At 60.4% G+C, this 15,162-nt stretch carries 16 protein-coding genes; 8 read left to right on the top strand and 8 right to left on the bottom strand.

Going from position 1 to position 15,162, the window contains the following annotated elements; all coding sequences use genetic code 11:
- Positions 1-49 precede the first annotated feature (49 nt).
- Together JWS10_RS09350 and JWS10_RS09345 are read left to right on the top strand one after the other, a co-directional pair.
- Positions 50-1,408, top strand: coding sequence for a formimidoylglutamate deiminase (locus JWS10_RS09350; protein ID WP_299506664.1), 1,359 nt, complete (start codon positions 50-52; stop codon positions 1,406-1,408).
- Positions 1,409-1,429: 21 nt separating this feature from the next.
- Complete coding sequence (locus JWS10_RS09345; protein WP_299506662.1) at positions 1,430-2,140, top strand: GntR family transcriptional regulator; 711 nt, start codon at positions 1,430-1,432, stop codon at positions 2,138-2,140.
- A 100-nt stretch (positions 2,141-2,240) separates the two neighbouring features.
- Here JWS10_RS09345 and JWS10_RS09340 read toward each other — a convergent pair whose 3' ends face one another.
- Positions 2,241-3,233 (bottom strand): MDR family oxidoreductase, encoded by a 993-nt coding sequence (locus tag JWS10_RS09340; RefSeq protein WP_299506660.1) that lies wholly within the window; start codon positions 3,231-3,233, stop codon positions 2,241-2,243.
- 61 nt (positions 3,234-3,294) lie between these two features.
- Complete coding sequence (locus JWS10_RS09335) at positions 3,295-4,014, bottom strand: GntR family transcriptional regulator (protein ID WP_299506657.1); 720 nt, start codon at positions 4,012-4,014, stop codon at positions 3,295-3,297.
- Positions 4,015-4,173: 159 nt separating this feature from the next.
- Here JWS10_RS09335 and JWS10_RS09330 point away from each other — a divergent pair, with 159 nt between their 5' ends.
- The 6 genes from JWS10_RS09330 to JWS10_RS09305 are packed head-to-tail and all read left to right on the top strand — an operon-like array spanning position 4,174 to position 9,632.
- A complete protein-coding gene (locus tag JWS10_RS09330; RefSeq protein WP_299506656.1) occupies positions 4,174-5,058 on the top strand; it encodes a dihydrodipicolinate synthase family protein in 885 nt (294 codons plus the stop codon).
- Positions 5,059-5,061: 3 nt separating this feature from the next.
- Positions 5,062-6,294, top strand: a complete 1,233-nt coding sequence (locus tag JWS10_RS09325) for an FAD-dependent oxidoreductase (protein ID WP_299506653.1) — start codon at positions 5,062-5,064, stop codon at positions 6,292-6,294.
- Between the two features lie 12 nt (positions 6,295-6,306).
- Positions 6,307-7,350, top strand: coding sequence for a proline racemase family protein (locus JWS10_RS09320; protein WP_299506651.1), 1,044 nt, complete (start codon positions 6,307-6,309; stop codon positions 7,348-7,350).
- Entirely contained in the window at positions 7,347-8,111 is a 765-nt protein-coding gene (locus tag JWS10_RS09315; RefSeq protein WP_299506648.1) for an SDR family oxidoreductase, read from the top strand. Before JWS10_RS09320 ends, JWS10_RS09315 begins: the two co-directional genes overlap by 4 nt.
- A 9-nt stretch (positions 8,112-8,120) precedes the next feature.
- On the top strand, positions 8,121-8,873 hold the full coding sequence (locus JWS10_RS09310; protein WP_299506646.1) for an SDR family NAD(P)-dependent oxidoreductase: 753 nt from the start codon (positions 8,121-8,123) through the stop codon (positions 8,871-8,873).
- Positions 8,874-9,632, top strand: coding sequence for a pyrroline-5-carboxylate reductase (locus JWS10_RS09305; protein WP_299506644.1), 759 nt, complete (start codon positions 8,874-8,876; stop codon positions 9,630-9,632).
- Between the two features lie 6 nt (positions 9,633-9,638).
- Here the strand turns inward: JWS10_RS09305 and JWS10_RS09300 are convergent, their stop codons facing one another.
- The 6 genes from JWS10_RS09300 to JWS10_RS09275 form a co-directional block, all read right to left on the bottom strand.
- Positions 9,639-10,388, bottom strand: coding sequence for an SDR family oxidoreductase (locus tag JWS10_RS09300; RefSeq protein WP_299473637.1), 750 nt, complete (start codon positions 10,386-10,388; stop codon positions 9,639-9,641).
- A 1-nt stretch (position 10,389) separates the two neighbouring features.
- Positions 10,390-11,109, bottom strand: coding sequence for an SDR family oxidoreductase (locus JWS10_RS09295; protein WP_299506642.1), 720 nt, complete (start codon positions 11,107-11,109; stop codon positions 10,390-10,392).
- A gap of 12 nt (positions 11,110-11,121) precedes the next feature.
- A complete protein-coding gene (locus JWS10_RS09290) occupies positions 11,122-12,036 on the bottom strand; it encodes a LysR substrate-binding domain-containing protein (RefSeq protein WP_299506640.1) in 915 nt (304 codons plus the stop codon).
- Positions 12,037-12,051: 15 nt separating this feature from the next.
- The gene (locus JWS10_RS09285; protein ID WP_299506639.1) at positions 12,052-13,257 is read right to left on the bottom strand and encodes an FAD-binding oxidoreductase; all 1,206 of its coding nucleotides are present in this window, start codon (positions 13,255-13,257) and stop codon (positions 12,052-12,054) included.
- Positions 13,254-14,066 (bottom strand): NAD(P)-dependent oxidoreductase, encoded by an 813-nt coding sequence (locus JWS10_RS09280; RefSeq protein WP_299506637.1) that lies wholly within the window; start codon positions 14,064-14,066, stop codon positions 13,254-13,256. The genes JWS10_RS09285 and JWS10_RS09280 overlap by 4 nt, the downstream gene beginning before the upstream one ends.
- Positions 14,063-15,162: pyridoxal phosphate-dependent aminotransferase (locus JWS10_RS09275; RefSeq protein ID WP_299506635.1), on the bottom strand; the 1,100-nt coding region annotated here is incomplete at its 5' end. The genes JWS10_RS09275 and JWS10_RS09280, both read right to left, overlap by 4 nt.

Here is a 15,162-nt window from a genome sequence, read left to right as displayed (position 1 = left end):
AGGTTTATGCGAGTATGTTTATTATGTCTACACATAAGGAGTCGCCATCGTGATTTTTGCTCAACGTGCTTTGTTGCCGCAAGGCTGGGCTGAGAATGTCAGGATCACTGTGGCGGAGGGACATATCTCGGCGGTCGCGGTCGGGGCTAAGGTGCAGGCGGGCGATGTGCTGGTGTCGGCGCTCCTGCCTGCGCTGGCGAACCTGCACAGCCATGCGTTTCAGCGCGCGATGGCAGGGATGACCGAGCATCGCATCGCCGGGCGGGACAGTTTCTGGACGTGGCGCGATTTGATGTATCGGTTTCTGGACCGTCTGACGCCGGAGCAGATGCAGGCGATTGCGGCGCTGGTGTTTATGGAGATGCAGGAGGCGGGCTATGCCTCGGTCGGCGAGTTCCATTATGTGCATCATCAGCCGGGTGGGGCTGTCTATTCGGATATTGCCGAGCTGTCGGGGCGGATTTTTGCGGCCGCCGATCTGACAGGGATCGGGCTGACGCATTTGCCGGTTTTGTATACTTACGGCGGGGCTGGCGAGCAGCCGCTGACGGCGGGGCAGTTGCGGTTTGGCAATGATGTGGATCGGTTTGCGCGGTTGGTTGAGGCGGCGCGAGTTTCGGCCCGGGCTTTGCCGTCGGATACGCGGGTGGGGATTGCGCCGCATTCTTTACGGGCGACCAATCCGGGGGATTTGCTGCGGGCATTGCCAATTGCGGCGGGCAATCCGGTGCATATCCACGTGGCAGAGCAGCCTAAGGAGGTCGCGGATATTTCGGCTTGGTTGGGAGCGCGTCCGGCGGAGTGGTTGCTGGCTAATACACCGATTAACGCCGATTGGTGTGCGATTCATGCGACGCATATGACGGAGGCGGAGACTTCGGGGCTGGCGCAGTCCGGTGCTGTGGCGGGTCTGTGCCCGATCACCGAGGCGAATTTGGGCGATGGGCCGTTCAATGGGCCGGGGTGGCTGGCGGCTCGTGGGGCGTTTGGCATTGGCTCGGACAGCAATGTGCGGATTTCTTTGACCGAGGAATTGCGGACGTTGGAGTATAGCCAGCGGCTGCGGGATATTGCGCGGAATGTGATGGTTGTGGGCGAAGGCTCGGTTGGGCAGTCGCTTTATATGGAGGCTGCGAAGGGCGGCGCGCAGGCTTTGGGGCGGCAGTCTGGGGCGATTGCGGTGGGGATGCTGGCGGATGTGGTGGCGATTGATCTGGCGCATCCCTCGCTTTGCGCGCTACGGAATGATCAGATTTTGGACGGGCTGGCGTTTGCGGCCTCGGATAACGTCATCACCGATTTGTGGTCGGCGGGGCGGCATCAGGTGCGCGGCGGGCGGCATATCCAGCGCGATCAGATTATCGCGGGCTGGCGGGTGGCTGTGCGGGGGCTGGTGGACGCGCTTTAGGGCGGCGTTCGGGAGGGCGCGATGGCAGAAATTGCAAAGCATGAGACCACGACTTTCCGCGAGGTGATGGCCGAGATTGTGCAGCGCATCACCGAGGGGCCGTGGGGGCCGGGAACCTTGCTGCCGGGTGAGGTTGAACTGGCGGAGGAATTCGGCTGCTCTCGCACCACGATGAACCGGGCTTTGCGAGAGGTGTCGGAACTGGGGTTTCTGGACCGTAAGCGTAAGGCGGGAACGCGGGTGCGGATGGCTCCGATCCGGCAAGCGCGGTTTGAGATGCCCGTGGTGCGGTCTGAGATTGAGAAAACCGGGGCGATTTATGGCTATCAGCTGCTTGCCCGCGAGGTGCTGGTGGCCCCGGATTGGCTGCGGGGACGGCTGGGGTTGAAAGCGCGCGCCCGGGTGGTGCATCTGCTGTGTTTGCATTTCGCCGACGGGGTGGCGTTTCAACTAGAGGATCGTTGGATCAATGCGGGGGCTTTGCCAATGGCTTTGGAGCAAAATTTCTCAACCGTTGGGCCGAATGAATGGCTGGTGGCGACGGTGCCATTCTCGGAGGTGGAGATCAGCTTTCTGGCGGCGGCGGCGGATGCAGTGATGGTCGCGCATCTCGATCATGCTTTGGGCGATCCGGTGTTTTGTGTCGAGCGCGCAACGTGGTGGCAGAACGCCGCCGTTACTCTGGTGACGCTGGCGCATCGGCGGGGGTATCGCATGACGACGCGGTATTGAGGCACGTCGCTGACAAAGTCCTCCCAGCGGGGAGGGACTTGTGTAACGCGCCTTTTGAGCCAGTCTGCACCATATGTGGTAGGATCGCGACTAAATTGCCCTACGAGTTCACGTCGATCACGCAGCGCCCCTTGATCTGGCCTGCCAAAATCTCAACCCCGAGGCGCGGCAGATCGGCGAGGGTCGCCATTGTCACCATCGACTCCAGCTTATCCTGCGGCAGATCGGTGGCGATGCGGGCCCATGCGGCTTGGCGATTGGCGTAGGGTTGCAGCACGGAATCGATGCCGAGCAGGTTGACGCCGCGCAGCAGGAACGGGATCACAGAGGCGGGCAGGTTCGTGCCTCCGGCCAAGCCGACAGCCGCGACCGAGGCGCGATATTTCAACTGACCAAGCACGCGAGCGAGCATCGCACCGCCGACGGCATCAATGCAGCCGGACCAAGTTTCAGACTCCAGCGGCCGTTTGACGGTCTCATTGATCTGATCGCGCGGGATGATTTGGGTGGCGCCAAGGTCGCGCAGATAGGCTTCGGTTTCGGGCCGACCGGTGACGGCCGCGACCTCATATCCCAGATGCGCCAAGATCGCGACGGCAGCGGAACCGACACCGCCCGCAGCGCCAGTCACCAAAACCGGCCCCTGCCCCGGCTGCAAACCATGCGCCTCCAAAGCCATCACGGCGAGCATTGCGGTCAGGCCAGCAGTGCCGACGGCCATCGCGGCGCGGGTGGTCAGAGTGGCGGGCAGCGGCACCAGCCAATCGGCTTTGACGCGAGCTTTTTGCGCAAAACCGCCCCAATAAGCCTCTCCCACACGCCAGCCGGTCAGCACGACCTTATCGCCGGGCTGGTAGCGCGGATCGTCTGAAGCCTCGACAATGCCAGCAAAATCAATCCCCGGCACATGCGGATAATTGCGCACCATGCCGCCGCCCGATCCCATGCACAGACCGTCTTTATAGTTAACGGTGGAGTATTCGACGGCGACCAGAACCTCGCCTGCCGGAAGATCGGCGAGGGTCAGAGTTTTGATGGCGGCATGGGTCGCGCCCGCAGCGTCCTTATCGACAACCAGTGCTTTGAACGTCATCTGCGGCCCCCTCATGCGGTTTGCCCGAGCCTAGCCCGGATCGCGCAGCTTTGGAACCGGGCTACTCGGCGGCTTGCGGGGTGGCGAGCGGCATGGTCGCGGAGTAGTTTTCCTGCATGAAGCCGATAAAGTTATCGCGGAATTGGCGGGTGTGGGCATGGGCCAAAGCATCGGCGCGCGGGATGTCGCGGTCACGAATGGCATCAAGCATGTCGGCGTGCTCGTCGGTTAAAAGATAGCCGTCATGGGTGCGTTCTAGGTATTGGAAATGCAGATGCAACATGCGGCGGCCTTGATCGAGCAGACGTTGGTAAAACCCTGACAGATATGGGTTTTTACCGGCATCGGCGATGGCCATGTGGAACTGCTTGTTGGCCTCCGACATTGCCAGATGCTTGCCAGTTTTCACCGCAGCTTCAAACGCGCGTTGACGTTTGGCGATGGCTTTCAGATCGGCGTCGCTGCGCAATTCGGCGGCCAAACGAGTGTTCATGCGCTGGGCAATATCCAGCGCCTCGACGTATTTCGGAAAGCTGGTAACGTCGATTGGGGCTACGATGGTGGAGCGGTTGGCGAGCATAACCACAAGGTCTTCGCCAGCCAGCCGGATCAGCGCCTCCCGCACCGGAGAGCGCGACATGCCGAAGCGATCGGCGAGCGACGTTTCGTCCAGCAGCGCACCCGGCGCGAGGGTCAACGACAGAATCTCGTCGCGAATGGCTTCATAGGCGAACTTCGCGCCAGTGCCTTTCGCCCGCTTGATTTCTGTCTCGTCGCTCATCTGCTGCCTTTGCATTGCGTCGGAAAAGGCTAATCTTTTTTGCCAATCATGTCGACACAGAATATTTTTAAATTGACGTGTCGGCACGCTGTCGTCATGTTTTGAACAGCGCCTGCACGTGTGGGCTTTCGGTTGATTCGCGCTTTGAAAGGCCACCTCATGTTGAAACTGTCCGGCGTCATGCCCGCCCTTGTCACCCCGTTTGATGCCAACGGCAAAATCGACTTCGTGGCGTTTGAAACCCATTTGACCAATCTGCGCGCGGCAGGCGTCAGCGGTTGGGTGCCGTGTGGGTCGTCGGGCGAGTATAACTTCCTGAGCGATGCTGAACGTGAGGAAGTGCTGGCGTTTGTGAAGGATTTCGCACTGCCGTCCGAGACGCTGATCGCAGGCACCAACGCGCCGCATACTGCGGGAGTGATCGCCAATTCCAAACGCGCGAAAGAGTTGGGCTATGACACTGTGCTGCTGGCCACACCGTTCTACACCAAGCCAACGCAAGCCGAATTGATCAAGCATTTCAACGCGGTGTTGGATGCGGTCGATGTGAATATCGTGCTGTATTCCTATCCGGATAAGGACGGCGTCGAACTGGGTTGGGAGGTGCTGGATGCGCTGGCGGATCATCCTCGGGTGATCGGGATCAAGGAAAGCTCTGGCGCGTTGCAGCGCGCGATTGGCATTGCGACGCGCTATGCGGGGCGGATTCAGCTGGTTTCCGGCTCGGACGATATCGCGCTGGATTTCATGTTCTGGGGCGCGGATAGTTGGATTTGCGGGCCAGCGAACTGCATGGCGCAGGCGGTTTGCGATCTGGATCGGACTTACCGCTCGGGTGATTTGGTGAAGGCGAAGGCGCAGATGGCGACGCTTTACACCGCGATGAACATTCTGGAATCGGGGAAATTCGTCCAGAAGCTCAAGTATGGCTGCGAGTTGCAGGGGCTTTCAGTGGGCGAATGTCGGATGCCGCTCGGCCCGCTGACCGACGACGAAAAGGCCGATTTTGCAGCCGCTATGCAGCCGATCATCAACCGGCAATAAGCCATGACCACGGTTGTGATTGGGGCCGGAATTATCGGCACTGCCATTGCGCATGATCTGCAAAAGCGCGGGCGGCAGGTGGTTTTGCTGGACCGCGATGCGCCGGGGCGTGGAGCGTCTTTCGGCAATATGGCCTCAATCGCGGTGACGGAGTTTATGCCGTCGTCGCGCCCCTCAATCTGGCGGCAGATACCCGGCTGGATGCTCGACCCGGAAGGTCCGGTGCGGGTGCGGCCTTCGTATATGCCGAAACTGGTGCCGTGGTTTTTGCGGTTTATTGCGGCGTCGCGGCCAAGCAAACTGCGTGCGTTAGAGGCGCAGGGGGCGGCGCTTTGCAGCCGTGCGCTGGCGGATACGGTGGAGTTGCTGCGGGAAACCGGGCTTGCGGATCAGCTCAGCGAGCAAGGTTGCCTGTCACTTTATACCGACGAAGCCGAGTTTCGCGCCGACCATGAGCATATCGAGATTTTAAAGCGGTTTGGCTTCGCGCATGAGGTGATCGGCGGGCCGGAAGTACGCGCGTTGGAGCCTGCCTTGTCGGATAAAATCGGCATGGCGGTGCGGTTTCCCGACAATCGTTCGATGAAAGATCCCTATAAACTGGTGCTTGCCTTGGCCGATCGCTTTGTGGCTATGGGCGGACGCGTTGAGGAGGGTTCGGTCGTTGGCTTTGCGCGCAGCGATAAAATCGACGCCGTTAAGCTGGCGGATGGGCGTGAGATTGCGGCGGATGAGGTGGTGATCTGCGCCGGGGCGTTCTCGGGCAGGCTGTCAACGCTGCTCGGCGAACCGATCCCGCTGGAAACAGAGCGCGGCTATCACACGCAGATCATGGCGCCGGGCATTGAGATCAAACACTCCATCATCTGGCCGGCGCGGGCGTTTATGGTGACGCCGACGGCGGGCGGTATTCGCGTCGGCGGCACCGTGGAAATGGCGGGGCTGGACGCCGCACCAGATTATCGCCGCGCCAAAGTAACGGTCAGGCGGGCCCAAACGGCGACACCGGGGTTGCAATGCGCGAAATTTACCGAATGGATGGGCCACCGCCCTGCCCTGCCGGATACCGTGCCGATATTGTCAGCCTCGGCCAAAACAAAGGGCGTATTTTATGCCACCGGTCACGGGCATTTAGGGTTAACGTATGCTGCAACCACCGCGCGACTGATGGGCGAGCTGATCACCGGCACGAAGCCCGCGCTGGACTTGTATCCTTACCGTGTTAACCGTTTTTAGGGGAATGAACTCATGTCGGACATAGCACTTTGGAACGGCGCGTTAGAACTGCTGCTGGTGCATTGTCAGGGCGAGATCGGCAAGGTCATTGTCGGCGGCGCACCAGAGATTCCGGGCGCAACGATCTTGGATAAAATGAACTACATCAACAATGTAGACGATAGCCTGCGCCGCTTTGTAACGCTCGAGCCGCGCGGCCATGTGGCGATGTCTGTGAACCTGTTGCTGCCGCCCTGCCGACCCGATGCCGATGCCGCGTTCATCGTGCTGCAACCGGATCGGGCGCATCCAATGTCAGGATCGAACTGCATATGCGTGGTGACAGCACTACTGGAAACCGGGCGCGTCAAAATGGTGGAACCCGTCTCGGTTGTGCGACTGGACACTGCGGCAGGGTTAATCACGGCGCGGGCGCGCTGTGAAAATGGCCGCTGCATGTCGGTCAGCTTGGACAACGTGCCAGCGTTCGTGGTGGAACTGGATATGAAGGTGAAAACCAGCGATTACGGTATCTTACGCGCCGATATTGCCTTTGGTGGCGTGTTTTATGCGCTGGTCGACGTGGAGCAAATTGGCCTAACGATTGTGCCGGAAAATGCGCGGGCTTTGGCTGAGGCGGGCATCGCGATCAAGGCGGATTTGCGCGGGCAGATCAAGGTCAACCACCCCGAAATCCCCGGTTTGGACGAGGTCGCCTATGTGATGTTTCGGGCGCGCGACGCCGACGGCGCTATCGTGACTTGCACGACTTTGAAGCCGGGGCGGGTCGATCGCTCACCCTGCGGTACTGGGTCGTCGGCGAATTTGGCGGTAATGTTTGAACGCAGTGAGGTCAGCGTCGGTGACAGTTTGACCTCGCGTTCGATCATCGGTGGTACATTTGAGGCGGAAGCAATCGGCGAGGCGGTGGTAGGCAAACACCGGGCAGTGCTGCCTCGGATCACCGGGAAAGCGTGGATTTACGGTCGCGAGCAGTTGCGGGTGAACCCGGATGATCCGTTTGTCACCGGGTTTGCGCTGTCGGATACATGGGGTCCACAGGTGGGCGAACTATGACTATGGCGAGAAGCCTGTCTGAGCGGAACGTGCTGGTCACTGGTGCGACGGGGGCGATTGGGCAGGCGATTTGTAGCGCTTTGGTTGTTGAAGGCGCGCGAGTGGTAATCCATTACGGACGCAATCGGGCCGGGGCAGAGGCTTTGTTGGCTAAGATCGGCGGCGCAGGTTGGTGCGTTGGCGCGGATTTGTCAGAGCCTGCAGGGGCAACTGATTTATGGGATCAGGCGCAGGCTTTGACCGGGCGATTGCATGGGCTGGTTAACAACGCGGGCATCCGGTCTGAAGTGGCCGTAGATGCGCCGTTGGACCAGTGGCAAGCGGTGTGGGAGCGTGAGTTTCGGGTGAACTTCCTCGCCGCCGTTGATCTGACCCGCGCGGCGATCTTGCACTTTCGGGCGCATGGTGGTGGGCGGATTATCAATATGGCGAGCCGGGCGGGGCAGCGCGGTTATGCCTCGAACGCGATGGCTTATGGCGCGAGCAAGGCCGCACTGATTAACCTTACGAAATCGGTGGCGCAAAGTCATGGTGCGGAGGGGATTACGGCGGTGGCGATAGCGCCGGGTTGGGTTCGCACCGAAATGGCCGAGGCGTTTATTGCGCAGCATGGCGAAGCGGCGGCTATGGCTGGCATCCCGATTGGCGCGATGGCCAAGGCTGCCGAGATCGGTGAGTTGGTGGCGTTTGCGCTGCGGCCAAGTCAGGCGTCGCTGAACGGCGCGGTGCTGGATGTGAACGGCGGCAGCTATCTGCGTTAGGGGAATAAAATGCGGTTTCAGGATAAAGTGGTTGTGGTTACGGGGGCTGCGGGCGGTATTGGCTCGGCGATTTGCCAGCGGTTTGCCTCGGAAGGCGCGCGCGTGGTGGTGACAGATGTGAACGCGGACGGGGCGGAGAAGACGGCGTTGCGGCTGCGCGATGCGGGCGGTCGTGCGCGCAGTTTTGCCGCTGATATTGGTGGGGCCGAGGGATGTCGCGCGGTGATTGCCGATGTGATCGCGGTTGAGGGGCGCCTTGATGTTCTGTGCAACAATGCGGGGGTCAATCGGCGTGGAAATCTGTTGTCGTTGACGCTAGATGATTGGGATTTATCCTTCGCAATCAATATCGACGCGATGTTTCATCTGTGCCAAGCAGCCCTGCCGCATATGATTGCAGCGGGTGGTGGAGCGATTGTGAACACCGCTTCACAATGGGGGCTTTACCCCGCGCCAAACCACATCGCCTATAACGTCACCAAAGCGGCGGTGGCGAGTTTCACGCAGAACCTTGCGCGCGATTATGCTGCGCAGAAAATCCGGGTGAATGCAGTGTGTCCGGGCGAAATTCACACGCCGATGCTGGAGGCAGGGGTGAAACGCTCGGGCCGCACCATTGCCGATCTCGACAAGATGGTGCCATTTGGGCGGATTGGTCGGCCCGAGGAAGTGGCGGCCTTGGTGGCGTTTCTAGCGTCCGATGAGGCAGCCTTTATGTGCGGATCTTTGGTGGAAATTACCGGCGCGCAGGCGGTGGCCTAGATGCGGCTGGGGTTTATCGGCACCGGCACGATCACCGCGCATATGGTGCGGGGGCTGAAGACGTCGGGGCTGGCGGATTGGCAGATTGTCGTCTCACCGCGTGGTGAGACGGTGGCTGCGGAACTGGCGCTGCTGCCGGGCGTGACGGTCGCTGCTGGCAATCAAGCGGTGCTGGATCAGGCCGATGTTGTGATCCTCGCGGTGCGTCCTCAAGTGGCGGAGATGGTGATTAAGCCGTTGATTTTCACAGTAAATCGCCCAATTATCAGCCTGATCGCGGGGCTGCATATCGAGACTTTGGCTGAGTGGACGGGCGCAAAAGATATCGCCCGCGCGATCCCGTTGCCATTTGTCGAACGGCATGAGGGGGTGACTCCGGTGTTCCCGCCCCAGCCCGTAGCGATGCAGATTTTTGCGGCTTTGGGCACCGCTTTGCCTGTCAGTGATCTGGCCGCGTATGATGCATACGCGGCTGCGAGCGCCTTAATGGGCAGCTATTTCGGCCTGCTCGAAACCGCCTCGGCTTGGATGGTGGCGCAGGGTCATTCGGACGCTGATGCCGCGCTGTATCTGCGCGGATTGTTCGGCAGCTTGGGCGATGTCTTGCGCGAGAAACCTGCCTCGTTTGAGCAGTTGCGGCAGGATCATTCCACCAAGGGCGGCCTAAATGAAATGATTTTTCAAACTTTCGTTCAAGGTGGCGGCGGTGCTGCGATGGAGACCGCCTTGACCGTCGCCTTCAAACGGGTGCAGGGCTAGGCTGCCTCAAGCATAGATGTAACCTCCTGAAACGATGATGTTTTCCCCTGTCATATAGGTGTTGCGCGGGCCGCCTGCCATAAGCACCCACTCGGCCATTTCGCGCGGCTCACCGCCACGACCCAAAGGGCTGGCTTTGGCGAGTTCATTCAGAAAGCCCGACTCGCGGGCCTTTTCGGTAGCCATCCCCGCAGGAGCAACCGAATTAACTAGAATGCCATCAGGCGCGACCTCTTGCGCCATGCTTTTGGTCAGGCTCACCACCGCCGCCTTGGTCGCCGCATAATGCGCGTTCTGCGGGTGGGCCTTGAAGGCATCGACCGAGGTGATGTTAACGATGCGGCCACGGATATGGTTAATGGGATCTTGGCCGCGCATCTGGCGAATCGCGGCGACCATCATGTGATAGGTGCCCTTGACGTTGATCGCGTTGGAGGCATCCCAATCGGCATCCGAAATCTCTAGGATCGGCTTGCGCGGATAGATCGCGGCGGAGTTGATCAGGGTATCGACGCGACCCAAAGCGGCGGCAACTTGGGCGAAGGCAGCGTGCGCGGCCTCGGCGGTGCGTATGTCGCAGGCGGCAAAGGCGTGCGGCAGACCAGCGTCGCGGGCGGGGGCTAAAGCTGCCTCGGCGGCGGCTGCGTTCACGTCGATGATGCCCAAGGCGCTGGCACCTTCGGCGACTGCCATCTGTGCCAATAGCGCGCCCAAACCTGCACCGCCTCCGATGATGACGACTGATAACCCCTTCATTTCACGCCTCTTTCTTGGGGGTGCCCGTGGCGACCCCTTGATATGTGGGAAGAATATCGAACCGCGCCACATCGACCGATTGCGGCAAGGCCAGCACCGCCAGCAGCATCGCTGCGACATCTTCGGGCTGCACGGCGGAGTTGCCTGCATACATCGCGGCGCGGGCTTCGGGCGGAAGCAAGGTGCTATAAAGCGCAGTTTCAACGCGGCCTGCGACGATCTCGGTGACGCGGACATTGTGCGGCGCTAGGTCCAACCGCAGGGCTTGGGCAAAGCCACCAATCGCAGCCTTCGTGGCGCAATAGACCGCGAGATTGGCGAAGGGGGCGTGGCCTGCCGTCGATCCGGTGAAGAAGATATGACCGTGACCCCGCGCGCGCATACCCGGAGCTATCGCGTGGGTCAGAGCCAGAACCGAGCGCAAATTAACGTTAATCGCCTGATCAATGTCGGCCAGATCGGCGTCGCAAAAATTGCCCAGCGGCGGCATCACGCCAGCGTTATTCACCAAAATATCGGGGGCGAGACCGTTCAGAGCCGTTGTCAATTCGGCTGCATCCGCCAGATCAACCTGCCGGGTTTGCATCCCCAGCGCGCTCAATCCTTGAAGGGCGGCAGCGTTGCGACCAAGCGCGATAACCTCATGACCCGCGCCATGCAACGCCAGTGCAATCGCCCGACCAATGCCGCTGGTCGCCCCCGTCACCAATGCCTGCGCCATGCCGTCTCCCGTCTAAACAATGGGCAAAGCCCAGTTTTCATGCGCCACCCAATCGCAAAATGCCGCGATAGATTTTACCCGGCGATGCGCTTTTGGCAGCACTAGATAAAAGCCCGGTGTCTGCGTTTCTGGCATTGCTGCCATCACATCGCGCCCAAACGGAGCCACCAGTTTGCCGGAGGCTAAATCCTCGTCAGCGTCAATCGTGGAGAGCAAACCGACGCCCAAGCCCGCCAAGGTCGCGCGGCGCATCGTGGCGGCATCCTGAAAGCGGAACGCGCTTTGGGCGATCGCGCCGACCACGCCCAGATGCGTCAGAACCGGAGCCCAAAGGTCGGCCAGAACCGAATGCAACAGCGGTACTGCGCGCAGATCTGCGGGCGCGTGCAGGCTTTGCGCCAGCGTCGGCGTGCAACATATCACCTTGATATCACGCAGTAAAAGCACCTGATCGAACTGCGTCCAAGTGCCAAAACCCCATTGGATCGCCACATCAACATCATCGGCGACGAAATCGGGCAGCTCTACCATCGTGGTTAACCGCAGGTCGGCACCGGGCATGATTTCACGGAATCCCGCCAGCCGATCCAGCAGGAAACGGGTGGCGAAATAGGGGCTGGCATTGAGGTTGATACGGTTGCGCTGACCGAGTTTTGTGACGCGGCGCACACCTTCGGCAAACTCATCGAAGCCGGCTTGGACGTAATGGGCGAGTAAAATCGCCTGCTCATTCGGCTCAATCGCGCGGCCTTTGCGGGCAAATAATTCCAGCCCCAACGTGTCCTCCAGCAGTTTGATTTGCTGGCTGACGGCTTGCGGCGTGACGCTCAATTCATCCGCCGCGCCGCGAAAACTACGCTGCCGCACCACGGTCTGAAACACTCGCAGAGCGTTCAAAGGCGGAAGGCGGAAGGGGCGATCCATCATCGCAGCGTGCCCGTTTTAGATCACCGCTTTCTCAAGGAAAGGGCGGTTTTCGACGATGCGTTCATAGCCGACTTCGGACATATCGAGCGTGCGATAGCCGCCGTATATGATCAACTCGGACACCGCGCGACCTGCGGCTGGGCCTTGTTGCAAGCCGTGGCCGGAGAAGCCGTTGGCAAAAACAAAGTTGCGCACCTGCGGGTGGCGACCGACGATCAGGTTATGGTCAAGCGTGTTGAAATCATAGTGGCCAGCCCATTGGTTAACCACTTTGATCGCCTCAAACCCCTGCGAGCGATTGGCGAGGGCGGGCCAGATTATGTCTTCAAACTCCTCGTAACGCGGTTCGAAATCGTCCCAATCGACGGCGGGATCTTCGACGGGGACGGCTCCGGTCAGGAAGAAACGGCCTTCGGGGCGGCAGAATACGCCGGACGGGTCGATCATCAGGGGCAGGCGACCTTGGTTAACCGTGGCGCTGCCTTCGGGAGTTTTGGCGCAATCGAACACGAACAGGGTGCGTTTGCGGGGTTCAACGGGGACATCGAGGCCAGCCATCCGTGCAGTGAGGGCCGCGCGGGGGCCGGAGGCGTTAACCACGGTGCCCGCCTGAACAGTTGCACCGGATTTCAGCGTGACAGAGGTGACGGCATCGCCAGTGCGACCGATGGCCGTGACCTCATCATTGATAACTTCGGCCCCCAAGGCGCGGGCTTTGTTGCGGAAACCGGACATGATGCCGGTGTTGTTGAACCAACCTTCGCCGGATTGGCCGTAGCTGGCGAGGCGAATATCATCGACGTTCAGATGCGGGAAGGCGCGGGCCAATTCGTCTTGATCCCACAGCACGGTGTCGGCCCCACATGCCCGCTGCACCTCATGGCTTTCGCGCAAGATTTGTTCCTGCTCGGGCGTGCCTGCGAGATAGAGATAGCCGCCGGAGTGGAAATTCAGGTCGGGCTTGTCATCGCCGACCTGCATTACCTCTGGAAATTGCTTGATAAACTGATAGCCAAACTGGCTGATCTTCACGTTGATCGCGTTGGAAAACTGCGTGCGGATTGAGGCCGCTGACAGCGAGGTCGAGGCTTTGGCGTAGGTCGGATCACGCTCCACCACCAATACAGAGCCATCAAAATCGGGGTTCGCCATCAGGAAATACGCCACCGCCGAGCCAATCACCGCTCCGCCCACGATCACCACGTCATATTGCGTCTTCATTTCGACTCCTCGTCGGGGTGACCTAAATCTACGAACCAGCCGCCCAAATGCCGCACCGCTGGCGCGTTCGGATCGGGCGGATCGGTGCGCGCCTCGACCCCGGCACGGAAGGGTTCCGAGCTGTCTTTTGCGTGATAGCCAAGGTGGCCCGCAAGGCGGTTATCGACGGTTTTCACGGTGTTATCTGACATGCCGAAGCCAACCGTGAAGCCGACACGAGGCGCAGTCAAAGCCGCTGTGACGAGGCGGATGCAATCGTCAAACGACAGGTAGGACCACAACATGCGGCGGTCTTTCGGCTCGGGGAAGGACGAGAATATCCGCAATGCCGCGGTTTCGATGCCGAATTTATCCCAGTAGAGGCGGCCCAGATCTTCGACGAAGCACTTCGACAGGCCATACAGCCCATCGGGGCGATGCGGGGCGTTGGCGTCGATCTGAGTTTCCAAGTCGTGATAGCCGATAGCGTGGACCGACGAGGCATAGATCACCCGTTTGACGCCATTTTTCCGCGCGCCTTCGTAGATGTGATAGCTGCCGCGAATGTTGACATTTAGGATGCTGTCCCAAGGCCGCTCCATCGGGACGCCGCCGAAATGCACAATCGCATCAACGCCTTGGGTGAGCGACAGGATCGCGGCCTCATCGGCCAGATCGCAGATCACGGCTTCCTCATTGGGTTGCAAATAGCTGATCTCGGCCACATCAGACAGCCGCAAACGCCGTGCCAATGGGGCCAGACCCCGGCGCAGTTCGGTGCCTAAGCGACCCGCAGCGCCGGTGATCAGGATGGTATCAAATCGGCTCATTTTGCATCCTCCAAAGCGGCCACGGCAGCGGCGATGCGGGTGATGGCTTCGGACAACACGGCGTCGGAAGTCGCGGTGGAGATGCGGAAGAACGGTGACAATCCGTAGGCAGCACCCGGCACGGCTGCGACGCGGGCCTCGGCCAGCAGGTATTGCGTCACAGCGCTATCGTCGGTCAGCACATCGCCTTTAGGAGTGCGTTTACCGATCATGCCGTTGCAGCCGATATAGGCGTAAAACGCACCTTCGGGCGGGGAGAGCGTCAGGCCGGGAACACCTGCGATCCCCGCGACGACCAGATCGCGGCGACGTTCAAAAGCGATGCGAAATTCGGTGACGCAATCCTGCGGGCCAGTTAAAGCCGCCAGTGCCGCCGCCTGCATCGGCGCCGCAACCGAGGTCACCGACTGGCTTTGCACCGTATTCATCGCCTTCAGCAACGGCGCGGGGCCAGCCGCATAGCCGACGCGCCAGCCAGTCATTGCATAGGCTTTCGCCACACCGTTAACGATCAAAGAGCGGTCGCGCAGCTCGGGACAGGCATAGCCAAAGCTGACAAATTGCCGACCGTCAAACAGGATATGTTCGTAAATCTCATCCGACAGGATCAGCACCTGCGGGTGCCGTGCCAATACCGCGCCAAGCGCATGCAACTCGACCAAGCTGTAAACAGCGCCGGATGGATTGCCCGGCATGTTCAGAAACAGCCATTTGGTGCGGGGGGTAATGGCCGCCTCCAACACTTCGGGCGTAAGGCGAAAACCGCTTTCCGCTGGGCAAGCTGGCATCACTGGCACGCCGCCGAGCAGCTTCACCATCTCGGGATACGAGACGAAATAGGGCGTCGGTAAGATCGCTTCATCGCCGGGATTAAGCGTCGCCATCAAGGCGTTGAAGATGATCTGCTTGGCACCATTGGCGACGGTAATTTCATCGGCGGTGTAGTCTAAGCCGTTATCGCGCTTGAATTTATCCGCCACCGCTTGCCGCAAAGCTTGCGTGCCAGCCGACGCGGTATAAAGCGTCTGCCCCGCCGCAGCGGCCTTGAAAGCGGCATCCACCACATGCGCGGGCGTTGGAAAATCAGGCTCGCCAA

This window comes from Cypionkella sp. (assembly GCF_028290025.1).
Lineage (GTDB): Bacteria > Pseudomonadota > Alphaproteobacteria > Rhodobacterales > Rhodobacteraceae > Cypionkella.
Note: the sequence above shows the minus strand (reverse complement) of the source record. Positions and strands in the feature narration are given on the sequence as shown.